The organism is uncultured Microbacterium sp. (genome assembly GCF_900078385.1).
GTDB lineage: Bacteria > Actinomycetota > Actinomycetes > Actinomycetales > Microbacteriaceae > Microbacterium.
This window is the reverse complement of the sequence record NZ_FLQR01000012.1, coordinates 1-25435: the sequence shown is the minus strand read 5'-3', so window position 1 is coordinate 25435 and position 25435 is coordinate 1. Positions and strand designations below refer to the sequence as shown.

23 protein-coding genes and 1 tRNA gene are annotated in these 25435 nt (G+C 70.6%); 18 read left to right on the top strand and 6 right to left on the bottom strand.

The window, feature by feature from the left end:
* Positions 1-3 precede the first annotated feature (3 nt).
* Complete coding sequence (gene recR / locus QZL85_RS14275; RefSeq protein WP_295577967.1) at positions 4-597, top strand: recombination mediator RecR; 594 nt, start codon at positions 4-6, stop codon at positions 595-597.
* A gap of 13 nt (positions 598-610) precedes the next feature.
* The gene (locus QZL85_RS14270) at positions 611-1531 is read left to right on the top strand and encodes a DMT family transporter (protein WP_295577965.1); all 921 of its coding nucleotides are present in this window, start codon (positions 611-613) and stop codon (positions 1529-1531) included.
* A gap of 6 nt (positions 1532-1537) precedes the next feature.
* On the opposite strand, the gene QZL85_RS14265 is transcribed toward QZL85_RS14270, so the two are convergent.
* Positions 1538-1945, bottom strand: coding sequence for a hypothetical protein (locus QZL85_RS14265; protein WP_295577963.1), 408 nt, complete (start codon positions 1943-1945; stop codon positions 1538-1540).
* A gap of 140 nt (positions 1946-2085) precedes the next feature.
* Between QZL85_RS14265 and QZL85_RS14260 the strand changes: the two genes are divergently transcribed.
* The 7 genes from QZL85_RS14260 (at position 2086) to QZL85_RS14230 (ending at position 11041) form a co-directional block, all read left to right on the top strand.
* A complete protein-coding gene (locus tag QZL85_RS14260) occupies positions 2086-3372 on the top strand; it encodes an aspartate kinase (protein ID WP_295577960.1) in 1287 nt (428 codons plus the stop codon).
* A 240-nt stretch (positions 3373-3612) separates the two neighbouring features.
* Complete coding sequence (locus QZL85_RS14255) at positions 3613-4683, top strand: aspartate-semialdehyde dehydrogenase (RefSeq protein ID WP_295577958.1); 1071 nt, start codon at positions 3613-3615, stop codon at positions 4681-4683.
* Positions 4684-4813: 130 nt separating this feature from the next.
* Positions 4814-6289, top strand: a complete 1476-nt coding sequence (locus QZL85_RS14250; RefSeq protein WP_295577956.1) for a malate:quinone oxidoreductase — start codon at positions 4814-4816, stop codon at positions 6287-6289.
* 23 nt (positions 6290-6312) lie between these two features.
* Positions 6313-8295 carry a DUF2207 domain-containing protein gene (locus QZL85_RS14245; RefSeq protein ID WP_295577954.1) on the top strand — a complete coding sequence of 661 codons (1983 nt, stop codon included), beginning with the start codon at positions 6313-6315 and terminating at the stop codon, positions 8293-8295.
* A 9-nt stretch (positions 8296-8304) separates the two neighbouring features.
* Complete coding sequence (locus QZL85_RS14240; RefSeq protein WP_295577952.1) at positions 8305-8958, top strand: thymidine kinase; 654 nt, start codon at positions 8305-8307, stop codon at positions 8956-8958.
* A 71-nt stretch (positions 8959-9029) separates the two neighbouring features.
* Positions 9030-9740 (top strand): FadR/GntR family transcriptional regulator, encoded by a 711-nt coding sequence (locus tag QZL85_RS14235; RefSeq protein WP_295577950.1) that lies wholly within the window; start codon positions 9030-9032, stop codon positions 9738-9740.
* A gap of 20 nt (positions 9741-9760) precedes the next feature.
* Positions 9761-11041, top strand: coding sequence for an alpha-hydroxy acid oxidase (locus QZL85_RS14230; RefSeq protein ID WP_295577947.1), 1281 nt, complete (start codon positions 9761-9763; stop codon positions 11039-11041).
* A gap of 15 nt (positions 11042-11056) precedes the next feature.
* On the opposite strand, the gene QZL85_RS14225 is transcribed toward QZL85_RS14230, so the two are convergent.
* The 4 genes from QZL85_RS14225 to QZL85_RS14210 form a co-directional block, all read right to left on the bottom strand.
* On the bottom strand, positions 11057-11821 hold the full coding sequence (locus QZL85_RS14225; RefSeq protein WP_295577945.1) for an HAD-IIB family hydrolase: 765 nt from the start codon (positions 11819-11821) through the stop codon (positions 11057-11059).
* Between the two features lie 76 nt (positions 11822-11897).
* A tRNA-Pro gene (locus tag QZL85_RS14220) sits at positions 11898-11971 on the bottom strand.
* Positions 11972-12019: 48 nt separating this feature from the next.
* The gene (locus tag QZL85_RS14215) at positions 12020-12979 is read right to left on the bottom strand and encodes a metallophosphoesterase (RefSeq protein ID WP_295577943.1); all 960 of its coding nucleotides are present in this window, start codon (positions 12977-12979) and stop codon (positions 12020-12022) included.
* A complete protein-coding gene (locus QZL85_RS14210; RefSeq protein ID WP_295577941.1) occupies positions 12976-15546 on the bottom strand; it encodes a transglycosylase domain-containing protein in 2571 nt (856 codons plus the stop codon). The genes QZL85_RS14215 and QZL85_RS14210 overlap by 4 nt, the downstream gene beginning before the upstream one ends.
* Before the next feature lie 76 nt (positions 15547-15622).
* Here QZL85_RS14210 and QZL85_RS14205 point away from each other — a divergent pair, with 76 nt between their 5' ends.
* Positions 15623-15838, top strand: a complete 216-nt coding sequence (locus QZL85_RS14205) for a DUF4177 domain-containing protein (protein WP_295577940.1) — start codon at positions 15623-15625, stop codon at positions 15836-15838.
* The gene (locus QZL85_RS14200) at positions 15838-16305 is read left to right on the top strand and encodes a RidA family protein (protein ID WP_295578164.1); all 468 of its coding nucleotides are present in this window, start codon (positions 15838-15840) and stop codon (positions 16303-16305) included. The genes QZL85_RS14205 and QZL85_RS14200 overlap by 1 nt, the downstream gene beginning before the upstream one ends.
* A gap of 72 nt (positions 16306-16377) precedes the next feature.
* On the opposite strand, the gene acs is transcribed toward QZL85_RS14200, so the two are convergent.
* The gene (gene acs, locus QZL85_RS14195) at positions 16378-18348 is read right to left on the bottom strand and encodes an acetate--CoA ligase (RefSeq protein WP_295577938.1); all 1971 of its coding nucleotides are present in this window, start codon (positions 18346-18348) and stop codon (positions 16378-16380) included.
* Between the two features lie 608 nt (positions 18349-18956).
* Here acs and QZL85_RS14190 point away from each other — a divergent pair.
* The 7 genes from QZL85_RS14190 (at position 18957) to tmk (ending at position 25391) form a co-directional block, all read left to right on the top strand.
* The gene (locus QZL85_RS14190; RefSeq protein WP_295577935.1) at positions 18957-19937 is read left to right on the top strand and encodes a TadA family conjugal transfer-associated ATPase; all 981 of its coding nucleotides are present in this window, start codon (positions 18957-18959) and stop codon (positions 19935-19937) included.
* On the top strand, positions 19934-20902 hold the full coding sequence (locus QZL85_RS14185; RefSeq protein WP_295577933.1) for a type II secretion system F family protein: 969 nt from the start codon (positions 19934-19936) through the stop codon (positions 20900-20902). The genes QZL85_RS14190 and QZL85_RS14185 overlap by 4 nt, the downstream gene beginning before the upstream one ends.
* Positions 20903-21081: 179 nt before the next feature.
* Entirely contained in the window at positions 21082-21318 is a 237-nt protein-coding gene (locus QZL85_RS14180; protein WP_295577931.1) for a DUF4244 domain-containing protein, read from the top strand.
* A complete protein-coding gene (locus QZL85_RS14175; RefSeq protein WP_295577929.1) occupies positions 21315-21647 on the top strand; it encodes a TadE family type IV pilus minor pilin in 333 nt (110 codons plus the stop codon). The genes QZL85_RS14180 and QZL85_RS14175 overlap by 4 nt, the downstream gene beginning before the upstream one ends.
* Positions 21648-21717: 70 nt before the next feature.
* The gene (locus tag QZL85_RS14170; RefSeq protein WP_295577927.1) at positions 21718-22035 is read left to right on the top strand and encodes an Rv3654c family TadE-like protein; all 318 of its coding nucleotides are present in this window, start codon (positions 21718-21720) and stop codon (positions 22033-22035) included.
* Between the two features lie 75 nt (positions 22036-22110).
* Positions 22111-24774 carry a type I DNA topoisomerase gene (gene topA, locus QZL85_RS14165; protein ID WP_295577925.1) on the top strand — a complete coding sequence of 888 codons (2664 nt, stop codon included), beginning with the start codon at positions 22111-22113 and terminating at the stop codon, positions 24772-24774.
* Complete coding sequence (gene tmk, locus QZL85_RS14160; protein WP_295577923.1) at positions 24771-25391, top strand: dTMP kinase; 621 nt, start codon at positions 24771-24773, stop codon at positions 25389-25391. The genes topA and tmk overlap by 4 nt, the downstream gene beginning before the upstream one ends.
* Positions 25392-25435: the final 44 nt, after the last annotated feature.

Below are 25435 nucleotides of genomic sequence, written 5' to 3'. Positions count from 1 at the left end.
CCCATGTACGACGGCATCGTCCAAGACCTGATCGACGAGTTCGGGCGCCTTCCCGGCGTCGGCCCGAAGTCCGCGCAGCGCATCACGTTCCACATCCTGCAGACGCCCACCTTCGACGTCTCGCGGTTGTCGCAGCTGCTCGGCGAACTGCGCGAGCGCGTGCGGTTCTGCGAGATCTGCGGCAACGTCTCCGAGCAGGACCGCTGCGGCATCTGCCGCGACCCGCGCCGCGACGACACATTCATCTGCGTCGTCGAAGACGCCAAGGATGTCGCGGCGATCGAGCGCACGCGCGAGTTCCGCGGTCTCTACCACGTGCTCGGCGGCGCGATCAGCCCCATCGCCGGCATCGGTCCGGACGACCTGCGCATCACGCAGCTCATGCAGCGTCTCGCGGACGGTCGCGTGCAGGAGGTCATCCTCGCCACCAACCCCAACCTCGAGGGAGAGGCGACGGCGACCTACCTCAGCCGCCTGCTGCACACCCTCGAGATCAAGGTCACGCGTCTCGCGTCGGGTCTCCCTGTCGGCGGCGACCTCGAGTACGCCGACGAGGTCACGCTCGGCCGCGCGTTCGAGGGCCGACGCAGCGTCTGATGCGCGCCGTCTGATGCCCGGTACGACCGTCACCGGACGGGGGTGGCTGCTCTACGGCGCCATGGCCCTGCTCTGGGGTGTGCCGTACCTCCTGATCAAGGAATCGGTCGAGACGTTCTCGCCCGCCGCGGTCGTCGCGGGTCGCACCCTTCTCGGGGGTCTGATCCTGCTGCCGATCGCGCTGCACCGCCGCGCGCTGCGCCCGGCGCTGCGGTTCTGGCCCTGGGTGCTCGCCTTCGGCGCCATCGAGATGGCCGGCCCCTTCGTCCTCCTCGGTCACGCGGAGCAGACGCTCCCATCCGGCACCACGGGACTGCTCGTGGCCACGGTGCCGCTCTTCGCGGCGCTCATCGCGCTGCTGCGCGGCGACCGCACGGCGCTCTCGCCGGTGCGCGCGATCGGCCTCCTCGCGGGGTTCGCCGGCGTCGCCGTCATCGTCTCCGGGCCGGGACTGGCCGTCGGCAGCGACCCCGCCGCCCTCTTCGCCGTCGGCGAGGTGCTGCTCGTCGCCCTGCTCTACGCCGTCGCGCCCTTCATCATCGCGACGAAGCTCAGGGACGTCCCCGCCCTCGGCAGCATCACGCTCTCGCTCCTCGCAGTGGGCATCGCCTACCTCCCGATCGCGCTGCTGACCCCGCAGGAGGCGCCGACGCTCCGCAGCGGACTGTCGCTCGTCGCCCTGGGCGTCCTCTGCACGGCCGTCGCCTTCGTCGCGTTCTTCGCCCTCATCGCCGAGGTCGGGCCCGTGCGGGCGCCGCTCTTCACCTACGTGAACCCGATCGTCGCGATCCTGTTGGGCGTGCTGCTCCTCGGCGAGCACCTCACGACGGGTCTGCTCCTCGGCTTCCCGCTCGTGATCGTCGGATGCTGGCTCGCCGCGACCGGCGGACGGCTCCGGCCTCGCCGGCCCGCGGAACTGCCGCCCGCGGTCTGAGCGGCCTCAGTCCAGCGGCGCGAAGGCGTCGGGGTCGTTGGTCAACACGATGCGCAGGGCGTCCTCGATGTCGGTGTCGTCGAGCGTGTACGTTGCGTCGATGCGCTCTTCGGCGTCCTCTTCGTCGTCCTCATCGCCCCCGTCGTTCGCGAGCTCACGCTGTTCGAGCACCGCGTTGTCGATGGCGCCCCCGGCATCCTCCAGCCCGAAGAAGCGGTAGGCGTCCACGACGGCATCCACGGGATAGACGTCATCGTTCATGTGCAGCTCGACGGCGTTGAGCAGCCCGCCGTTCATGACGAGGCCGTGGAAGGTCAGGACGGTGAGCAGTGCGGCATCGCCGGGGTGCGTCGCGGCGGCGGGGGACTCGAGGTCGAGTGCCCGGTTCCAGATCTCGTCGACGTGAGTGCTCATGGGGTCCACGGTACGCCGACGTCCCGGATCCTGACACATGGCATCGCCGGAATGGGCGGCTCCGTAGAATGGTCGCTCGGGTGCAGCATCCGCTCGCCCGCCGGCCTCAGCGTGCCGGCCATCATCCGGGAGTCGCACACGTGGCGCTGATCGTCCAGAAATACGGCGGGTCGTCGGTCGCCGACGCCGAGAGCATCAAGCGCGTCGCGAAGCGCGTCGTCGACACGCGTCGCGCGGGGCACGACGTGGTCGTGGCCGTCAGCGCGATGGGCGACACGACCGACGAGCTGCTCGACCTCGCCGCCCGCGTCGCGCCGATCCCCGCGCCGCGTGAGCTCGACATGCTGCTCTCCAGCGGCGAGCGGATCTCCATGGCGCTCCTCGCGATGGCCATCCACTCGATGGGCTTCGAAGCGCGTTCCTTCACCGGCAGCCAGGCCGGCATGATCACGGATGCCACGCACGGCGCCGCGCGCATCGTCGACGTCACCCCGGTCCGCCTCCGCGAAGCGCTCGACGAGGGCGCGATCGTGATCGTCGCCGGTTTCCAAGGCTTCAACCGCGACACCCGCGACATCACGACCCTCGGCCGCGGCGGATCGGACACGACCGCCGTCGCCCTCGCGGCCGCCCTCGAGGCCGACGTGTGCGAGATCTACAGCGACGTCGACGGCATCTACACCGCCGACCCGCGCGTCGTGCCGAAGGCCCGCAAGCTCGACGTCATCTCCGCCGAGGAGATGCTCGAGCTCGCCGCCAACGGCGCAAAAGTCCTGTACATCCGTGCGGTGGAATACGCCCGCCGTCACGGCGTCATGATCAACGCCCGGTCGACCTTCAGCTCGGGACGGGGCACGTACGTGCTCGGACCCGGGATGACGGCGCCGGACCTCGGAGAGGATTCGACCATGGAAGAGCCGATCGTCGCCGGTGTCGCCACCGACCTCAGCCAGGCCAAGATCACGATCATCGGCGTCCCGGACGTGCCCGGCAAGGCGGCCGAGATCTTCACCGTCGTCGCCAAGTCCGGCGCGAACGTCGACATGATCGTGCAGAACGTCTCGGCGGCCGCGACCGGCCGCACCGACATCTCGTTCACGCTGCCCAGGGCCGACGCCGCGACGGCGCTCCGCGCGCTCGCCGGCGAGCAGGCCGAGGTCGGATTCGAGAGCCTCGTGCACGACGACCAGATCGGCAAGCTCTCCGTCGTCGGGGCCGGGATGCGCACGCACTCCGGCGTCTCGGCGACGCTCTTCGAGGCGCTGTCGACCGCGGGCGTGAACATCGAGATGATCTCGACCTCGGAGATCCGCATCTCCGTCGTCGTCCGCGGCGACGACCTCGCCGAGGCTGCGCGCGTCGTGCACGCGGCGTACGGCCTCGACGGCGACACCGAGGCCGTCGTCTACGCCGGCACCGGCCGCTGACCCGCGCCGGAGGCTCCTTCGCCCGGCGCACTGCGCCGCGCCCGCCGGCATCCTGCGACAGGTGACTTCGCCGCGCCCGCCGCCGCGCGGTGAGCGCACCCACCGACGTAGAGCGGCAGGATTGCGCCGCGATGCGGCAGTCGCGGGCTGCAACAGAGGGGATGCCGCCATTCCGCGGCCGGTAGAATCGCGGGAACGCCCGATCGGGCACCCTCCCCGCACCACCGCAAGGACACCGCCATGACCCGCATCTCCGATTCCGGACTCTCCGTCGCCGTCGTCGGCGCCACCGGCCAGGTCGGCACGGTCATGCGCGAGATCCTCATCGAGCGCGCGTTCCCGATCGGCGTGCTGCGCCTGTTCGCCACGGCCCGCTCCGCCGGCACGGCCGTCGAGTTCGGCGGGCACACCGTCATCATCGAGGACGTCGCGACGGCCGACCCGGCGGGGATCGACATCGCCCTGTTCTCCGCCGGCGCGACCGGCTCCCGCGCGCACGCGCCCCGCTTCGCCGAGGCCGGTGCCGTCGTCATCGACAACTCCAGCGCCTGGCGCATGGACCCCGAGGTCCCGCTCGTCGTGAGCGAGGTCAACCCGCACGCGATCGAGAATCTGCCCAAGGGCATCATCGCGAACCCGAACTGCACGACCATGGCGGCCATGCCGGTCCTGAAGCCCCTCGATGCGGAGGCCGGTCTCGAGCGGCTCATCGTGAGCACCTACCAGGCGGTCTCCGGCTCCGGCATCGCGGGCGCGCAGGAACTTCTCGGCCAGGTCGAGGGCGTGCTCGCGCAGGGCGACACCCTCCGCCTCGTGCACGATGGCTCCGCCGTCGACTTCCCGCAGCCGGAGAAGTACGTCGCGCCCATCGCCTTCGACGTCATCCCGCTGGCCGGCAACCTCGTCGAGGACGGCCTCAACGAGACCGACGAGGAGAAGAAGCTCCGCAACGAGAGCCGCAAGATCCTCGAGCTGCCGGACCTGCTCGTCGCCGGCACGTGCGTGCGCGTCCCCGTCTTCACGGGCCACTCGCTCTCGATCCACGCCGAGTTCGCCCGCGACATCACGCCCGAGCGCGCGCGCGAGGTGCTCGCCGGCGCCCCCGGCGTCGTCCTCGAGGAGGTCCCGACGCCGCTGCAGGCAGCCGGCAAGGACCCGAGCTTCGTCGGTCGCATCCGCGCCGACCAGTCCGCCCCCGCCGGCAAGGGTCTCGTGCTCTTCATCAGCAACGACAACCTGCGCAAGGGTGCGGCGCTGAACGCCGTGCAGATCGCCGAGCTCGTCGCCGCCCGCCTCGGCGCCGGCGTCTGACCCCGTCGGCGACGCCCCGCAACACGCCCGCGGCACGGCTTGCCGTGGCGGCAAGAACCGCGTTCCTTGACGCCGCGGCGACCCGCACGCCGGTCGGGGACCCCCGGAACCCCGCCTAGACTGGAACATTGTGAGTGAGACAGTCGACGTCGCCCTGATCGGCGGTGGCATCATGAGCGCCACCCTCGGAACCCTGCTGAAGCAACTGCAGCCGGACTGGAAGATCGTCGTCTGCGAACGCCTCTCCGAGGTGGCGCAGGAATCCTCCAACGCGTGGAATAACGCCGGCACCGGCCATGCCGCCCTCTGCGAGCTCAACTACATGCCCGAGGGCAAGGACGGCACCGTCGACCCGGCCAAGGCGGTCGTCATCAACGAGCAGTTCCAGCAGAGCCGTCAGCTGTGGAGCTCGCTCATCGAGCGCGGGATCCTCGACGAGCCGTCGACCTTCATCAGCGCCACGCCGCACATGACGTTCGTGCAGGGCGAGAAGGACGTCGCCTACCTCAAGAAGCGCTACGAGGCACTGAAGACCCAGCCGCTCTTCCACGGCATCGAGTACTCCGAGGATTCCCGCGTCATCAACCAGTGGGCGCCGCTGCTCATGCAGAAGCGCCGCAAGACCGACGAGCCCTTCGCCGCGACGCGCGTGCCCGCCGGCACCGACGTCGACTTCGGCGCGCTCACCCGCCAGCTCTTCGACCACCTGCAGGAGCAGGGCGTCGACGTCGTCACCAACCGCGAGGTGCGCGGCCTCACGCGGCAGAAGGACGGGACCTGGAAGGTCTCGTACCGCAACGCCCTCGGCAGGACCCCGGGCAGCTTCAACGCCCGCTTCGTCTTCGTCGGTGCGGGCGGCTGGGCCATCAAGCTGCTGCAGAGCTCCGGCATCCCGGAGATCAACGGCTACGGCGTCTTCCCGATCGGCGGCCAGTTCCTCCGGACCACGAACCCTGCCGTCGTGTCGCAGCACAAGGCGAAGGTGTACTCGCAGGCGTCGGTCGGCGCGCCGCCCATGTCGGTGCCGCACCTGGACACCCGCGTCGTCGACGGGGAGTCCTCGCTCCTCTTCGGCCCGTTCGCGACGTTCAGCCCGAAGTTCCTCAAGAACGGCCGCATCACCGACATCGTCGCGCAGGTGCGTCCCGGGAACCTCTGGCCCATGATCAAGGTCGCTCTCGACAACCCGGGCCTCATCACGTACCTCGTCAGCGAGCTGCTGAAGAACCACAAGAAGAAGGTCGACTCGCTCCGCACCTTCGTGCCCACGGCGAAGGACGAGGACTGGGAGCTCATCCAGGCCGGTCAGCGCGCACAGGTCATGAAGAAGGATGCCGAGAAGGGCGGCGTGCTCCAGTTCGGCACCGAGGTCGTCACCTCCGCCGACGGCACGATCGCCGGGCTCCTCGGCGCCTCCCCGGGCGCCTCGACGGCCGCCTCGATCATGCTCGGCCTGCTCAAGACCTGCTTTCCCGATCGCATCGAGGAGTGGGCCCCCGCGCTCTCGGAGCTCATCCCGAGCTACGGCGAGACGCTCAACGGCGACGCCGAGAAGGCCGCGCAGTCGGTCACCGCGACGGCGGAAGCGCTGGCGATCAACCGCTGAGCCGACCGTCTAGCCTGAGGGCTATGCGCTTTCGACGGATGCCGGCACTCCTCGCGGCGGTCGTCGCGCTCCTGTTCGCCCTCGTGCCCGCGAGCGCCGCGCACGCCGGCGTCGACGACTTCGACTTCGCGTCGTTCACCGGCGACTACTACCTCAGCCGGGACACGACCGGGGAGGCGCAGCTCTACGTCGAGGAGACGATGGTCGCGCTCTTCCCGGACGTCGACCAGAACAAGGGCCTCGTCCGCGCCCTCCCCAAGCGCCAGTCCGGCATCGACCTCGGCACCGAGGTGCTCGAGGTCTCCGGGCAAGACGACGCCGCGGTGCCGTGGTGGACCGAGGAGGACGAGGACTGGGTCTACATCCTCACCGGGAACGACGACTACGTGCAGGGCCGGCAGAGCTACACCTTCCGCTACACGATGAGCGACGTCGTCATCCGCTATCCCGACACGGATGCCGACGAGTTCTACTGGGACACCGTCGGCACCGATCACGCGCAGGACATCGCCGAGGTCGACATCACGGTGCACCTGACGGGCGCCGTCGCCCGGGATCACCAGGACGGGCGAGCATCCTGCTACGAGGGCCCGGAGGGCTCCACCGACACGTGCGACATCACCGGCCCCACGCCCGACGCCGACTGGTCGTACGACGCCGCGTCGTGGGCGTCCTGGCATGGCGCGTCCGCGGCCGACGCCGTCGCGTTCACGGTCGCCACAGGGCCGCTCACGGCCGATGAGAACGTCTCGGTCGCCCTCGGATTCACGGTGGGCGCGTTCGCGGCGGCGAGCCCGCCCCCGCCCCCGCCGTACCCGTGGTGGCAGTGGATCGTCCCGGGTCTCGGGCTCGCGCTGGGCGTTCTGGGGCTTCCGATCCTGCTCGTGCTGCGCGCGCGGCTGCGGCGCAATCCCGATGACACCCCTGTGATCGCGATGTACACCCCATCCGACGACGAGTCGCTCACGCTCTCGGCCGGCGTCCTCGACGTCCCCGCGCGGGCGCTCGCGGCGCACACCGTCGACCTCGCGGTGCGGGACAAGATCGAGATCCACGCGACCGGGGACCGGGACGAACCGTCCGACTTCGAGCTCGTCGTCACCGACGTCAACGGGCTCGACCACGACGACAGGCGGGTCCTGCAGACCCTGTTCGGGCGGAAGGCGAAGCCGGGCTCCCGCATCGGGCTGTCCACCTTCACGCGCGTGCCGCCCACGCGTGCCGTGACGTACGTGCGCCGCATCGACGAGTTCACGACCCAGCGCGGCTACCGCGCCGCACGACCCGGCTGGGTCGAGCGGCTGCGCTGGGGGATCGGGCTCGGGGCCATGATCCTCGGCGGCGTGATCCTGTTCGGCATGGCCGACGTCGACGTCATCCCGTTCCCCGTCCTCGTCGCGGCGTTCCTCGCCTGCGTCCTGGCGTTCATCGCCTCGTTCGCCGTGCCGCTGCCGGCGACCGTGCTGACGGTCGCCGGTGGGCGCCACAAGCACGAGCTCGACGGCATCCGGGAGTACCTGCGGCTCGCGGAGGAGGACCGGTTGCGCGCCGCCCAGAGTCCGCGGACCGCCGACCTCGTCTCCTCCGGCCGTCGTCCCTTCGGCGACACCGCCCCGGGCACGGTCGTCAGAGCGTCTGCTGCCCTACGCCGTGCTGTTCGGGATGGAGGACGAGTGGTCCGCCGTCATCCGCGCGCAGCTTCCGGCCGCTCAGCTCACGGCCCGCGCGAGCCTGTTCGACGCGCTGTCCTCCCGGTCGCTTGCCGACGCGTCGTCGTCGGTCGGGCGCCTCGCCGCGACCCCGGTCTCGCGCCCGAGGGGGTCCAGCTCGTCGTGGAGCTCGTCCAGCGGCGGCTGGTCGTCATCCGGCGGATCCTCCGGCGGCGGGTTCTCCGGCGGCGGGGGCGGCGGGGGCGGGATCGGCGGTCGCTGAGGCGTCCCCGGACGGTTTGGAGGTCCCCTTTCCGACGGGATCCGGGCGCGGCGGGGTCCCCGATGGGGGCCTAGAATCGATCGGTGGCCAAACTGTACTTCCGCTACGGCGCGATGAACTCCGGGAAGTCCACAGCCCTGCTGCAGGCGGCCTACAACTACGAGGAACGCGGTCAGCGCGTGCTGCTGGCCAAGCCCGAGATCGACACCAAGGGCGCCGACAAGATCGCGAGCCGGCTCGGCGTGGAGCGCACCGTCGATTTCCTGGTCGCGCCGGATGCCGGTCTGCGCGCGCTCTTCGCGATGCACCGCGACCGGGTCCGCCGCGAGGCCGACAGCGCGCTCATCCCCGACCCGGTGCCGAGCGGCTCCCGGCCCGACGTCGCCTGCCTCCTCATCGACGAGGCGCAGTTCCTGACGCCGGAGCAGGTCGACGACCTGCTCCGCATCGCGGTGAACGACGGCATCCCGGTGCTCGCGTACGGCATCCGCACCGACTTCCAGACGAGCGCCTTCCCGGGCTCGGCGCGCCTCCTCGAGATCGCGCACAGCCTGGAAGAGCTCAAGACCATCTGCCGCTGCGGCAGCAAGGCGCTCTTCAACGCGCGGCTCGTCGGCGGCCGCTTCGTCTTCGACGGCGACCAGGTCGCCATCGATGAGCTGAGCGCCGACCGCGTCACCTACGAGTCGATGTGCGCGGACTGCTACCTGAGTGAGTCCGGCGGTCGCCTGCGGTAACAATCCTTCAGCCGTTTGCAAGGTCAGACCATGAGGGTTAGTGTGGTCGGACAGCAGACGAAGGGAAGTGCATGTCACCGCAGACAACCGCACGGGCATGGCGGGTCGTGCTCGAGAAGATCGAGAGCGACCTCCTCGAAGGGAAGCTGGGTCCGGGCGACCGCCTGCAGCCCGAGCGCGAGCTCGCCACGACCCTCGGCGTCGGGCGGTCGAGCGTGCGGGAGGCGCTCCGCGTCCTCGAGGTCATGGGCCTCATCCGCACGGGGACCGGGTCCGGTCCCACCTCGGGCGCCATCATCGTCGCGACGCCCCTCGGCGGGCTCTCGCAGTTCCTGCGACTGCAGGTCGCCGCGCAGGGCTTCCCCATCGCCGACGTCGTCGAGACCCGTCTCCTGCTCGAGGACTGGACCGTCGGGCGCCTCGCCGAGACAGCCGAGCCCGACCTCGCCGAAGCCCTCATCACGCTGCAGGCCATGAGCGAGGACGGCGTCACGACCGAGGAGTTCCTGGCCCTCGACTCCCAGTTCCACGTGCGTCTCGCCGACGCCACCGGCAACCAGATCGTCGCCGCCACGATGGGCGGGCTCCGCACCGCGATCGAGGGCTACGTCCTCACCGGGTCGCAGCGTCTGACCGACTGGGATGCGGCGGCCACCCGCCTCGTGCACGAGCACCACGGCATCATCGACGCCATCACCGCAGGCGACCCGGACACCGCCCGCGACCGCGTCCGCGCCCACATCACCGGCTACTACGCCGCCACCGGCCTCTCGGCCGAGTGACGGAACACGGAAGGATCCCCATGGTCCAGCGCCAGCTGCCCAAGGTCGGCGAGCTCCTCGAGCTCATGCAGTTCAAGAAGCCCGAACTCGACGGCACCAAGCGCCGCCTCGAGGGCGCGCTCACGATCTCCGACCTCCGCACCATCGCGAAGCGCCGCACGCCGAAGGCCGCGTTCGACTACACCGACGGCGCGGCCGAAGGCGAGCTCTCGCTCGCGCGGGCGCGGCAGGCCTTCGAGGACATCGAGTTCCACCCCGACATCCTGCGGCCCGCCGCGAGCGTCGACATGTCGACCGAGATCCTGGGCGGGCGCTCGGCGCTGCCGTTCGGCATCGCCCCGACGGGTTTCACACGCCTCATGCAGACCGAGGGCGAGATCGCCGGCGCGGGCGCCGCGGCGGCCGCCGGCATCCCGTTCACCCTCTCCACGCTCGGCACCACCTCGATCGAGAACGTCCGTGCGGCGAACCCGCACGGCCGCAACTGGTTCCAGCTGTACGTCATGCGCGACCGCGAGATCTCCTACGGGCTCGTCAGGCGCGCGGCGGAGGCCGGCTTCGACACGCTCATGTTCACCGTCGACACACCGGTCGCGGGTGCCCGCCTCCGCGACAAGCGCAACGGCTTCTCGATCCCGCCGCAGCTCACCGTCGGCACGATCGTCAACGCCATCCCGCGGCCGTGGTGGTGGATCGACTTCCTCACGACCCCGAAGCTCGAGTTCGCGTCGTTGAACACCACCGGCGGCACGGTCGGGGAGCTGCTGAACGCCGCGATGGACCCGACCATCGGCTACGACGACCTCGAGGTCATCCGCAGCCTCTGGCCGGGCAAGATCCTCGTCAAGGGCGTGCAGAACGTCGCCGACAGCAAGCGCCTGGTCGACCTGGGCGTGGACGGGATCATCCTGTCCAACCACGGCGGACGGCAGCTCGACCGCGCACCCATCCCGTTCCACCTCCTCCCGCACGTCGTGCGCGAGGTCGGCAAGGATGCCACCGTCATGATCGACACGGGCATCATGAACGGCGCCGATATCGTGGCATCCGTCGCGCTCGGCGCGAAGTTCACCCTCATCGGGCGCGCGTACCTCTACGGCCTCATGGCCGGCGGACGTCGGGGCGTCGACCGCACGATCGCGATCCTGCAGAGCGAGATCGAGCGCACGATGAAGCTCCTCGGCGTCTCGAGCCTCGACGAGCTCGAGCCCCGCCACGTCACGCAGCTGCAGCGGCTCAGTCCCGTCGCACTCCCGGCGGCGCGCCCCGCTCGGCCGCGGCAGGTCGCCGCGAAGGGCTGACGCGCGGCCGACAGGTCAGCGAGCCGGGAGGGTCGGCACGAGCTCCTCGAGGTAGGAGATCGTGTCCTCCCACCCGGTGACCGCATGGCACGTCACGCCCATCGCGAGAACGGGGTAGTCGTTGCCGTTCTCGTCGAGCCGGTCGCCGACGAAGAGCATATCGTCGAGCGCGATACCGGTCTGGTCGGCGAGCTGGCGCATGCCGTAGGCCTTGTCGATGCCCCGCTGCGTGATGTCGACCGAGGTGGAGCCGCCGGAGCGGACCTCGAGGTCGGGGATGCGGCCGGCGACGGCCTCGCGCAGGGTGTTCTTCTTCTCGCCCGTCGGGTCCCACGCCATCTTGACGTCGACCGGGGCGGACTGACCGAGGGCCGAGAAGGTGATCTGCGAGCCGCGGTCTTCGAGGATGTCGCCCCACGTCTCGGACTCCCAAAGACCCAGCCGGCGGGCCTCCTCCTCGACCGCGGTCAGCGCACGGGTCTTCTCGTCGTCGGTGAGCGCGTGGGCGTAGACGGTCTGCACGCCGTCTGCCGTGATCCGGTAGTACTGCGTCCCGCACGTCGGGAGCAGGTGGATGTGGCCGAGCACCGCCGAGTCCGCCGCGGGCAGGCGGTCGACGACCTGCTTCTGGAACTGGGTGAGCTGTCCGCCGGAGATGATCGCCACCTCGACCCGCTCGGCCAGTGCGATCAGGAGCTCGCCCATCCGGGGCGCGATGGCGCTCTTGGAGGGGGCGAGGGTGTCGTCCAGATCGAAGGCGACGAGGCGGACGGTTGTCATGGCTGCTGCTCCTGATCGGGTGATGCGAAAGGCCCCGTCCCGGTCTTCTCAGACCAGGGACGGAGCCTCTCCGTTGTCGGGGTGACAGGATTTGAACCTGCGGCCTCGTCGTCCCGAACGACGCGCGCTACCAAGCTGCGCCACACCCCGTGGCAACCCCCCGAGTCTACCCTGTCCGGGCGCTCTGGACGAATCGGCTCACGCGATGGGACGCAGGGTGAGCACCGAGACCTCGGGCCGGCATCCGAATCGCACCGGCGCGTAGATCGAGTGTCCGAGACCGGCGCTGACGTTGAGCGGGACGGTGCGCTCCGCATGGGTCCACGTGCTGAGGCCCCGCGCCTGATCGAGCGGGATGTCGCAGTTCGCGACGAGCGCGCTCGGCGAGAACGGGATGCGCACCTGCCCGCCGTGGGTGTGCCCGCCGAAGAGGATGTCGGCCCCCGCCTCGGTGAAGCGGTCGAGGACTCGGCGGTACGGGGCGTGCGTCACGCCGATCGTCAGATCCGCGGCGGCGCGATCGCCGAGCCGCGCGAGCGCGTCGACGGATGCCGGGACATCGTCCCAGTCCCGATGCGCGTCGTCGATGCCGAACGCGTCGATGCGGAGGCCGGCCACCGTGCGCGTGGCGGCGGTGTTGTCGAGGTCCGTCCAGCCGAGCTCGTCGGAGAAGAACTCGTCCATCCGCGCGGTGTCGATGTCGCTGACCACCGGCATGTGGCGCGACGGGCCGGAGAAGTACTTCAGCGGATTGCGTGCGGACGGGCCGACCCGGTCGTTGGACCCGTGGACGTGGAAGCCGGGCACGCCGCGCAGCGGCGCGAAGGCGCGGCGGATACCCTCCAGGCCCCGCTCGTGGCCGAGGCTGTCGCCCGTGTTGATCACGAGATCGGGCCGCACCTCGTCGGCGATCCGCGCGATCCAGCTCTGCTTGTAGCGCTGCCACGGCGCCATGTGGGCGTCGGAGAGGTGCAGGACCGTGATGGGCGCCGCACCCCGGGGGAGCAGCGTCAGTTCGTGCCGACGGATCGTGAACAGGTACCGCTCGATGCCGATGCCCCAGACGGCGGCGCCCGCGCCGAGCGCCGCAACAGCGCCGGCCCCGACGAGCCAGGGGCTCACGGGGCCGGCGCCGAGACCGCTGCGGGCTCGCGTCACGGGCACTTCTTCGCCTCGTACGCGACGGTGACCTTCGTGCCGCGGCTGATCATCGTGCCGGCGGCGGGGGAGGTGCCGGTGACCTGACCGTCCTTCGGCGCGTCCTCCTTCTCCGTGCAGGCTCCCTCGACGTTGGTGATCCCCACCGCGCGGAGCTGCTCGGCGGCGTCCTCCGGCGTGCCGTTGACCGCGGGCACCGAGATGCCCTGGCCGTTGCTGGGGCGGATCGTGACGTTCACGCCGGCGGCGACGCGCCCGGCGCCCGGGTCCTGCTGGATCACGGTACCGGCCGCCTCGGTGCCGTCGACGGCGTCGCCGACGCTGACCGAGAAGCCCGCGCGGCGCAGCGTGTCCGTCGCCTGGTCCACCGACATCCCGATGACGCTCGGGAGGGTGACGTACGTGCGCTTGGTGAGCGTCGCGTCCGGTTGGGGGAACTGGTCACCGCCGTACTTCGCGTTCGCGGCGCGCTGCATCACCGGCCAGATGGCGTTGCGGATGCGGGAGAGGATCCAGCCGTTCTCGTAGTAGTCGTTGAGCTTCTTCTTGCCCAGCACGTTTCCGACCCAGACGACCGTGGCGACCTCGGTGGACGAGCCGTCCATCCAGGTGTGCACGTACTCGTGGATGCCGGTCTTGCCGAAGATCGGGGTGCCGTCGTAGGTCTTCGAGCCGACGCCGGTGCCGTCCATGACGCCCTGGAGCGTGTACGCGGCCGTCGCGGCGACGGCCTCGCTCATGACGCGTTCGCACTTCGTCTCCGGGATCGGCTGCTCGTTGCCGTCGGCGTCGAGCACCTTGTCGATCGCCTTCGGCGCGCACAGGATGCCCTTGCCGGCGATCGCGGCGTACGCGGCGGCCATGTCGATCGGCGCGACGGCCTGGTCACCGAGGACGTTGTAGGCGAAGTTGTTCTGATCCAGCGCGCCGCCGTCGCCCAGCATCACGCCCATCTTCATGGCGATCCGGTTCGTGCTGCACACCGAGATCGTCTGCGCCATCGAGAGGAAGCCCGAGTTCAGGGAGTCCTTCGTGAAGTTGTAGATCGTGCCGTTGTAGCCGCTGCTGCTCTCGAAGTTGCCGACGTGCCCGGCCTGGCCGGAGTTGTCCGCCTCGACGGACTGCGTCTGGCCGTCGCATGTCTGCACCGTCTTGGTGCCGACACGACCGTTGACGAACTCGTTGACCGAGTGACCCTGCTCGAGCCAGTTGATGAGGCTGAACACCTTGTAGGTCGAGCCCGCCGAATGGCCGCCGCCGCCGTTCTTCTCTCGCACGTTGTAGTTGACGGCGGTGGTCTTCTTGCCATCGCCGCCGGACGCGTCGTAGGCGCGGTTCTGGACCATGGAGAGGATGCGGCCGGTGCCGACTTCGAGCTGGATGCCGGAGGCGCCGAGGTTCATGTAGTCGACGCCGGCGGGCACGACATCGATGGCGTCGCGGGCCGCAGCCTGGAGGTCGAAGTCGACCGTCGTGTAGACCTTGAGGCCGCCACGGCGAAGCGCGGCCGCGCGGTCCTCGGGCGTGGGGCCGAACGCCTTGTCGGTCTTGATGATCGACGTCACGTAGTCGCAGAAGAACTCGCGACCCTTCGCGATCGTGCAGCCCTGCGTGCGTTTCGTGATCTTCGGCTCGATCGGGAGCGCCTTCGCGGCGTCGTATTCTTCCTGCGTGATCTTGCCGTCGTCCAGCATGCGGTAGAGCACATAGTTCCGGCGGTCCAGCGTCAGCTGGTAGCCGTCCTCGGCGCTGTTGGCGGGCTCGCCCGCGCTGTCGGTCGTCGATCCCGCCGGGATGTCGATGCGGTAGGTGTTCGGCTCCTGCACCATGCCGGCGATCGTGGCGGCCTCGGCGATCGTCAGTTTCGCGGGCGTCGTGCCGAAGTAGTACTGCGCCGCGGCGCCGATGCCGTACACGACACCGCCGAAGTGCGCGATGTTGAGGTAGCCGATGAGGATCTCGTCCTTCGAGTACTCCTTCTCGAGCTGGATGGCATAGCGCATCTCCTGCAGCTTGCGCTGGTAGCCCTCGGCCCCCTCGGCGACCGTCGTCTGGAGGTAGCAGTTCTGCACTTCCTCCTGGTTCTTGGCGCTCAGCTCGCAGTTCTGCTGCAGGACGTTCTTGACGTACTGCTGGGTGACGGACGAGCCACCGCGCTGGTTGCCGCCGACGGCGTTGTTGATGAGGGCGCTCATGGTGCCGACGAGGTCGACACCGCCGTGCGTGTAGAAGTTCTTGTCCTCGCTGGAGAGGATCGCGTCGTACATGACCGGCGACACCTTGTCGAAGGTGGCGGGGATGCGGTTCTGGTCGTAGAACTCCGCGATGCGGACGTCCTTGCCATCCCTGTTCTCGGCGTAGATCTGCGTCGGCAGCATCAGCTTGTCGATCTCGAGGTAGCTCGGCATGTTGTCGAACACCGTGATCGCGCTGGATGCCGCATAGCCGGAGACGGCGATCGCGGGGGTGACCGTCGCGGTGACGAGGATGCCGGCCACGGCGCTGAGACCGACGAGACCGAGCAGGCCGCCGAGCACACCGCTGGCCGTCCGTTTCTTCTGGGGCATAGGGTTGATCGTAAGGGAGATACCTGAGGGAAGCCTCGGGGGCTCTCCCGCGTCGCGCCGATTTCCGGGAGTCCGAATGACCACGTGGGAATACATGACCACGCCGCTGCTCATCCACAACACCGCCGCCATCCTCAACAACTGGGGCAAACAGGGGTGGGAGCTGGTGCAGGTCGTCCCCGGTCCGGAGGGCGGGCTCGTCGGCTACTTCAAGCGACCGTCCGGGCAGGGTTCTGCGAACGCCGGCCTCGGCGCGGCCGCGCAGGCGGCCCAGCAGTTCGGCGACGCATGATGGGCGTCTCCGCACGTCTGGCCGAGCTCGGCATCGATCTTCCGCCGGTGGTCCCGCCGGTCGCGGCGTACGTGCCCGCGCGGGTGCACGGCGACCTCGTCTACACCTCGGGCCAGCTCCCCATGATCGCCGGCGCCCTCCCCGCCGCAGGGAAGGTGGGTGACGGGCACGGCCTCGTGCCGGCCTCCGACGCCCAGGCGTACGCGCGCCAGTGCGCGCTGAACGCCGTCGCGGCGGCCGCCGACGTCGTCGGCGGAGTCGACCGCCTCACCGGCGTCGTCAAGGTCACCGGCTTCGTGGCATCCGTCCCCGAGTTCACCGGACAGCCGGGAGTCATCAACGGGGCGAGCACCGTGCTCGGCGAGATCTTCGGGGAGGCCGGCCGGCACGCCCGCGCCGCCGTCGGCGTCCCGGTGCTGCCGCTGGACAGCCCCGTCGAGGTCGAGGTCGTCTTCTCGTTCGCCTGACCCCGCGATACGTCGAAGGGCGCCCCCGAGCAGCTGCTCGAGGGCGCCCTCTCTCGTGACGCGGTCGCGTGCCTATCGCACCTGCGCCGAGATGACGCTCATGACCGCCGTGTCGGCGAGGGTCGTCGTGTCCCCGACTTCGCGGCCCTCTGCGACGTCCCGGAGAAGGCGGCGCATGATCTTGCCGGAGCGGGTCTTGGGCAGCTCGCCGACGATGTAGACGTCGCGCGGGCGGGCGATCGGCCCGATCATCTCGCCCACCCAGGCGCGGAGCGTGCCGGCGAGGCCCTCGGGGGAGTGCTCGTGGAGGTAGCTCTCCTTGATGATCACGAAGGCGACGACGGCCTGGCCGGTGGTCTCGTCCGCGGCGCCGACGACGGCAGCTTCGGCGACGGCGTCGTTGCCGACGAGCGCCGACTCGATCTCGGTGGTCGACAGGCGGTGACCGGAAACGTTCATGACGTCGTCGACGCGACCGAGGAACCAGACATCGCCGTCGTCGTCGAGGCGCGCGCCGTCGCCGGCGAAGTAGAACCCCTGCGTCTCGAACTTCTCCCAGTACGTCTCCTTGAAACGCTCCGGGTCGCCCCAGATCCCGCGCAGCATGCTGGGCCAGGGTTCGGTGACCACGAGCAGGCCGCCGTTGCCGTTGCCGACGTGCTTGCCGTCGTCATCCACCACGTCGATGGAGATCCCCGGGACCGGCACCTGCGCGCTGCCGGGCTTGGTCTCGGTGACGCCCGGGAGGGCGGAGACCATCATGGCGCCCGTCTCGGTCTGCCACCAGGTGTCGACGATCGGGGCGGACTTCCCGCCGATGATCTTGCGGTACCACATCCATGCTTCCGGGTTGATGGGCTCGCCCACCGACCCGAGGAGGCGCAGGGACGACAGGTCGAACTTCTTCGGGATCGCGCGGCCCAGCTTCATGAACGAGCGGATCGCCGTCGGCGCGGTGTACAGGATCGTGACCCCGTACTTCTCCACGATCTCCCACCAGCGGCCCGGATGCGGGGTGTCGGGCGTCCCTTCGTAGAGCACCTGCGTCGCGCCGTTGGCGAGCGGGCCGTACGCGACATAGGTGTGCCCGGTGATCCACCCGATGTCGGCGGTGCACCAGAAGACGTCGGTCTCGGGGTGGATGTCGTGCACGGCCTTGTTGGTGAACGCCGCCTGCGTCAGGTAGCCGCCGGAGGTGTGCAGGATGCCCTTGGGCTTCCCGGTCGTCCCGGACGTGTAGAGGATGAAGAGCGGATTCTCGGCCGGGAACGGCTGCGCCTCGTGGTCGGCGGATGCCTGCGGCACCACATCGTGCCACCACAGGTCCCGGCCCTCACGCCACGGGACCTCGTTCTCGGTGCGCCGGACGACGAGCACGTGCTCGACGCTCTCCTGCGGGCCCGAGCCGTTGCGGTCGGCGAGGGCCATGTCGACGGCGGGCTTCAGCGGGGAGACCCGCCCCTTGCGGTAGCCGCCGTCGGCGGTGATGACGATCTTGGCGCCGGCGTCGTCGATCCGGGAGCGGAGGCTGTCGGCCGAGAACCCGCCGAAGATGACGGAGTGGATGGCGCCGATCCGCGCCGACGCGAGCATCGCGGCGATGGCCTCGGGGATCATGGGCATGTAGATGGCGATCCGGTCGCCGGCCTCGACGCCGAGGCCGATGAGGACGTTCGCGAGGCGCTTGACCTCGTCGGTCAGCTCGGCGTAGGTGACGCGGCGCGCATCGCCCTCCGGCTCGCCCTCCCAGAGCAGCGCGACGCGGTCGCCGTTGCCCGCCTCGACGTGCCGGTCGAGGCAGTTGTAGGCGACGTTCAGCTCTCCGTCGGCGAACCACTGCGCGAAGGGCGGGTTCGACCAGTCGAGCACCTGCGTGAACGGCGTGTCCCAGTGCAGGTCGCGCGCCCGGTCGGCCCAGAAGCCCTCCCGGTCGGTGCGGGCCTGCTCGTACAGGTCGGCGGTCGCGATCGCCTGCGCGGCGAACGCCTCGGGCGGGGAGAACCGGCGGGTCTCATTCAGCAGGTGGTCGATCTGACTGCTCATCTTGGCGCGCTCCTTTGCGACGGTCCGCGGCTGTGCGGGAGGCGGCACGGGTGCCGCGACGATTCCGGACAATCTAACGGCGGCGGTTCCCACCCACTACCGCCGATAGTGGGTGGCCGGGTGGTCGAGTGGCCGGGTGGCCGGGTGGTCGAGATGCCGGGGGGGCGGAGAGATATATCGGTTGCCGACGGCGGTGCGAATTTGTCCTCTCAGGTTCGTTGCGTAAGCTCGGGTCGGCCGAACATTGATTCTGGCGATGCGGCGTCCCGATACCCCCATAACGGGCGCTCGCATGTGGCGGCATCCCATTCCCCCCAATGGGATGCCGCCCTCTCTCTTTTCCGGCGGGTTTCCGGGGATTTCCGCCGTGGACGGTCGTCGCCCGGCGGGGTCGGTGCCGGATGTGCGGCTCCTCCCCAGGACGGGTTGCCGGGTGGCTGTCCACGGGTTGCCTCTGACCTGGCGTGCGGTGGATGCCGCCGGCCTAGCGTCGGGGCATGTCCGAGCTGTTCGTGGTCCGTCCCCGCGCTGTGGCACGCGCGGCGGGGCCTGGGCGGGACGGTTCTCGCGCGCCTGCCGACGTCGGAGGCGGCGGGGGCGGGGGCGGCATGAGAGTGCGCGGCGGCGCGGCGCCGGTGCGCGAAGAGCCGCGGCGCGTGCCCGATCACCCCGCGTTGGCTCCGCTGCTGCCCTACCTCACGGATCCCGACGTGACGGACGTCTTCATCAACGGATCCGACGGCCTGTTCGTCGACCGCGGCGCGGGCGCCGAGCGCATCGGGGGATGGCGCGCCGCCGATGCCGAGGTCCGCGCGCTCGCCGTCTCGCTCATCGGCCTCGGCGGTCGTCACCTCGACGACGCGTCGCCCTGCGTCGACGTGCGCTGGGAGCATGGCGCCCGTGTGCACGCCGTGCTGCCGCCGGTGTCGTGTCAGGGCACCGCGATCTCCATCCGGCTCCCGGCGACCGGCTCCCCGCGGCTCGACGATCTCGGGCGAGCGGGGATGTTCGACGCCGCGACGGGCGCGCGTCTCGAAGCGCTCGTCTCCGGGCGCGCCAACGTCCTCGTCACCGGTGCGACGGGGGCGGGGAAGACGACGCTGCTCGCCTGCCTCCTCGGGCTCGTGCCGCACCAGGAGCGGATCGTGACCATCGAGGACGTCGCGGAGCTGCGGATCGCGCACCCCCATCACGTGCGACTCGAGGCGCGGCAGGCGAATCTGGAAGGCGCCGGGGGCGTGCCGCTCAGCCGTCTCGTGCGCGAGGCGCTGCGGATGCGCCCCGATCGGCTCGTCGTGGGGGAGTGCCGCGGTGAGGAGGTGCGGGAGCTTCTGACCGCGCTCAACACCGGTCATGACGGCGGCGCCGGGACGGTTCACGCCGGCGCGCTGCGGGACGTGCCCGCTCGGCTCGAAGCACTCGGGTCGCTCGCCGGAATGGACGACCACGCCGTCGCGCGCCAGGTCGTCAGCGCGATCGGCGCCGTCGTCCACGTCGAGCGAGCGGCCGATGGCGTCCGTCGCGTGACCGGTATCGCCCGGCCGGTTGCGCCCGGCGGACGATTGGAGATCATCGAGGCGGACCCGTGACGGCCGTGGTGCGGAGACGGCCGGCGCGGACGGCGCCGGGCGGCGGCGAGCCGGCCGACGGGGTGCGCCGGCGTGGCGGGCGGGGAGCTCGGACGGACGCTGCGGGGGACGGCGTCGCGGCGGTGGCGGAGACGATGCACCGACTCGCGGTGCTCCTGCAGGCAGGCGTCGCGCCCGCGCGGGCATGGGAGCACCTCGCCGACACGGGAGACGACGGGGCGCGGCGCGTCTGCGCGGCCGGCGAGCGCGGGACGGCACCCGCCGACGCCGTCGCCGCCCTGGGCGGAGCGTGGCGACAGGTGGCCGTCGCGTGGCAGGTGGCGCTGACCGTCGGCGCGCCCCTGGCGCAGAGCCTCCGGGGTCTCGCCGACGCGCTCCGCGAGGCGCAGGACTCCCGCGACGACGTCGCGGTCGCGCTCGCCGAGCCGGCGGCGACCGCCCGGCTCATCGCCTGGCTCCCGCTGGTCGCCGTCGGGATGGCCTTCCTGCTCGGATTCGACGTCGTCGCCATCGCGACCAACCCGATCGGCATCGCCTGCCTGGCCCTCGGCGTGACGCTCATGGTCGTCGCGCATCGCTGGTCGTCGCGCCTCGTCGCGCGGGCACAGCCCGATCCGTCGATCGCGGGGCTGGATGCCGAAGTCGTCGCGATCGCGCTCTTCGGCGGCGTGTCGATCGACCGCGCGCTCCGGGTCGTCGAGGAGTCCGGCGGCGGCGGTCCGACCGCCGCCACGTCCCTGGTCCTCGCGCTCTCGCAGAGCGCCGGCGCGCCCGCCGTCGAACTGCTCCGCGCGGCGGCCGCCGCCGAGCGGCACCGCGTCCGCACCGACGGTCGCCTGCGCGCCGCCCGGCTGGGGAGCCGCCTCCTGCTGCCGCTCGGCGTCTGCACGCTCCCCGCTTTCCTCCTTCTCGGCGTCGCGCCGATGCTGCTCTCGGTCCTGAGCGCCACGCCGCTGACCCTCTGAACCATGACGCCCTCAACCGTGCCCAATCCAGAACCATGACGCCCTCAACCGTGCCCAATCCAGAACCGTGCCCACTCCAGAACCGTGCCCACCCGAACCGTGCCCACCGAGACCGTGCCCACCGAGACCGTGCCCACTTCTGAACCGTGCCCACCCACCCGCACTCGAAGGAGCCACCCATGACCAGATTCACCACCCGCCGCGACGGCGTCGCCGCCCTGCACCCTCTGCCCCGACTCACGGCGCGCCGCGCCGCGGCGCTGTTCGACGACGAGACGGGAGCCGCGACCGCCGAGTACGCGATCGCCACGATGGCCGCCGTCGCCTTCGCCGGCCTCCTCGTGATCATCATGCGCAGCGACGAAGTGCGCGGCATCCTGACCGATCTCGTCCGCCGCGCGCTCACGGTCGCATGATCATCCGCCACGGCGACCGGGGATCGGTGACGGCGGAGTTCGCCGTGGTCGTCCCCGCCGTCGTGCTGGTCGTGCTCCTCACCGCCGCGACGCTCACCGGCGCGGCACGCCAGGTCCGCCTCGAGCAGGCCGTCGCGCAGGCGGCGCGGCTCGCCGCGCGGGGGGAGAGCGACGCCCGCGTGCAAGCCGTGGCCGCCGCGCTCGGCGGAACGATCAGCCTCGGACAGGACGGGGATATGGTGTGCGCCACCGCCAGCGCGCCGTCCGCCGTGCCGCTGCCCCTCCCGCCGCTCCGGGCGTCATCCTGCGCGTTGAGCGGCGGCAGATGACACCACCGGAGCAGGGGCCGCAGAGAAAGGAGGGCGACCTCGTCATGGCATCCCGGATGGGTTGTGGTCTGTGAGCGGACTGAGCCTTGCGGTCGGCGCGCTCGCCGTCACGGCGACCCTTGCGATGGGCTGCGCCGGCATCGGCGTCGCCGCGAGCCGCAGCATCCGGGCGGCCTCCGCCGCGGACGCATCCGCGCTCGCCGCAGCCGATGCGGCATCCGGTGCGGTCGTGGGCGTGCCCTGCGAACGCGCCGCCGAGATCGCCGCCCGGCACGGCGCTGCGCTGGAGGACTGCAGGGTCGACGGGCTCATCGCGACGGTCGAGGTATCCGCCCCGGTGGGGGTCTTCACGGCGCGCGCCCGCGCACGGGCGGGGCCGCCGCCGTGAGTGCACAGCGGCGACGCTCCCAGGATTCTCCTGCTCCCGCGGTGTGTATGGTGTGCTTCGGAGAAAGGACGCCCCGTGGCAGACGGCAAGAAGCTCGTCATCGTCGAGTCCCCGACGAAGATGAAGTCGATCCAGGGATACCTGGGCGACGGGTACGAGGTGCTCAGCTCGGTCGGGCACATCCGTGACCTGGCCAATAAGAAGGACATCCCCGCCGAGTTGAAGAAGACCTCGGTGGGCAAGTACTCGATCGACATCGAGAACGACTTCACCCCTCTCTATGTGGAGAGCGACCGCGGCAAGAAGACGGTCGCCGAGCTCAAGCGCGCCCTCAAGACCGCCGACGAACTCCTGCTCGCCACCGATGAAGACCGCGAAGGCGAAGCCATCGCGTGGCACCTCCTCGAGGCGCTCAAGCCCAAGGTCCCCGTCAAGCGCATGGTCTTCCACGAGATCACGAAGGACGCCATCCGCGCCGCCGTCGACAACACCCGCGAGCTCGACCTCGCACTCGTCGACGCGCAGGAGACCCGCCGTATCCTCGACCGCCTGTACGGTTGGGACGTCTCCGACGTCACCCGCCGCAAAGTCGGCCAGGGGACATCGGCCGGCCGTGTGCAGTCCGCCGCGACCCGCCTCGTCGTCGACCGCGAGCGTGAGCGCATGGCGTTCGTGTCCGCGTCGTACTGGGACGTCGAAGCCGTCGCCGCGAAGGCCGCCGAGTCCTTCTCGACGCGCCTCGCGCGCCTCGACGGCGCGCCGCTGGCCCGCGGCACCGACTTCGACGACGCCGGTCAGCTCAAGAAGGCCGTCGTCGTCGTCACCGAGGAGCAGGCGCGCGCCCTCGCCGCCGCCCTCGAAGCCGCCGGCACCGCGACCGTCGTCTCGGTCGAGGCGAAGCCCGGATCCCGCAGCCCGAAGGCGCCGTTCACGACCTCGACCCTCCAGCAGGAGGCCGGTCGCAAGCTCTCGATGAGTGCCAAGCACGCCATGGGTGTCGCGCAGCGTCTCTACGAAAAGGGCTACATCACCTATATGCGCACCGACTCGACGGCGCTGTCCGCGCAGGCCGTCACGGCGGCGCGCGAGCAGGCCGTCGCGCTGTACGGCGACAAAGCCGTGCCGGCCAACCCGCGCAGCTACCGCAACAACAGCAAGAACGCGCAGGAGGCGCACGAGGCCATCCGCCCCTCGGGCGAGAGCTTCCGCACGCCCGCGTCCGTGGCATCCGGTCTCGACCGCGACGAGCTGCGGCTCTACGACCTCATCTGGAAGCGCACGGTCGCGAGCCAGATGTCCGACGCGAAGTACGAGACCACGACCGTGACCCTGGACGCCCAGGCCGGCGCACAGGTCGCGACCTTCACGGCATCCGGCACCGTCTACACCTTCAAGGGGTTCCTCGAGGCGTATGAAGAGGGGCGCGACGAGAAGCGCGGCGACGCCGACAAGGCGGAGGACCAGTCCCTCCCGATCGTCGCCGTCGGCGACGAGCTGCGTCTGCGCGACATCGAGCCCAAGGGCCACGCGACGAGCCCGAAGCCCCGTTACACCGAGGCCTCGCTCGTCAAGGCGCTCGAGGAGAAGGGGATCGGCCGCCCGTCGACGTTCGCGAGCATCATCGACGTCATCCTCGACCGCGGCTATGTGAGCAAGCGCGGCCAGGCGCTCGTGCCGAGCTGGCTCGCGTTCAGCGTCATCCGCCTGCTCGAGGAGCACTTCAGCGAACTGGTCGACTACGACTTCACCGCCGCGCTGGAAGACGACTTGGATGCGATCGCCCGCGGCGAGCAGGACCGCGCCGCGTGGCTGCGCGAGTTCTACTTCGGCTCCGACGACCACCGGGGCCTCCGCAACATCGTCGACAACCTCGGTGACATCGATGCCCGCGAGATCAACTCGACGCCCATCGGCGACGTGGCGACCCTCCGGTTCGGCAAGTACGGCCCGTACCTCGAGGTTCCCGGCGACGAGGAGACCCCGCGCCGCGTCAACGTGCCGGAAGACCTCGCGCCCGACGAGCTCACCCCGGAGAAGGCGCGCGAGCTCATCGACGCACCCGTCGCCGGCGACCGCGTGCTCGGGCAGAACCCCGACACCGGCCGCGACATCGTCGTGAAGGACGGCCGCTACGGCCCCTACCTCGAGGAGGTGCTCCCGGAAGCGGAGGCGCCTGCCGAGGACGCGCCGAAGAAGCGCGGAGCGAAGAAGGACGTCGCACCCAAGCCGCGTCGTGCGTCGCTGTTCAAGAGCATGTCGCCTGACACCATCGACCTCGACACCGCGCTGAAGCTGTTCGCGCTGCCCCGCACGGTCGGCGCCGATCCGGAGACCGGCGACGTCATCACGGCGCAGAACGGCCCGTACGGCCCGTACCTGAAGAAGGGGACCGACTCGCGCAACATCGGCAGCGAAGACCTCATCTTCGAGATCTCCCTGGAGCAGGCGCTCGAGATCTACAAGCAGCCGAAGTACGGCAACCGTGCCGCGTCGAGCGCCCTCAAGGAGTTCGAAGCCGACCCGGTCAGCGGCAAGCCGATCAAGATCAAGGACGGCCGGTTCGGCGCGTACGTGACCGACGGGACGACGAACGTCACGATCCCGCGCGGCCAGATGCCCGACGACATCACGTTCGAGATCGCCGTGCAGATGCTCGCCGACAAGCGTGCCAAGGGCCCCGCGCCCAAGCGCACGACGACCCGCAAAGCGCCGGCCCGCAAGCCCGCCGCGAAGAAGTGACCGGCGTCTGGATCACGTTCGAGGGCGGTGACGGGTCGGGCAAGACGACCCAGGCCGCGCTCCTCGAGCAGTGGCTGCGCGAGCAGGGACGCACCGTCGTGCGCACCCGCGAACCCGGCGGCACCGAGGTCGGCGTGCTCATCCGCGACATCGTGCTGCACCACCGCGGCGACATCGCGCCGCGCGCGGAGGCCCTCCTGTACGCGGCCGACCGTGCGCACCACGTCGCGACGCTCGTACGGCCGGCGCTGGAGCGCGGCGACGTCGTGATCCAGGACCGGTACCTCGACTCCTCGGTCGCCTACCAGGGCGCGGGCCGGGTGCTGGATGCCGGCGAGGTGCGTAACCTGTCGCTGTGGGCGACGGACGGGGCGCTGCCGGACGTGACCGTGCTGCTCGACCTCGATCCCGCCGCCGCGCGGGCCCGGTTGGATGCCGACGACAAGCCCTTCGACCGGCTCGAGGCTGAGAAGGCCGAGTTCCACGAGCGCGTGCGTGCGGCCTTCCTCGAGCTCGCGGCATCCGAGCCGGAGCGGTTCCTCGTGCTCGACGCGTCACGCCCCGTCGAGGAGCTCGCCGCCGCCGTGCGCGAGCGCGTGGGCGGCGCGCTGCGCTGAGCCGGGCGTCGACTGTCACACAGTGCGGCCCGCGGCGGCGCTCC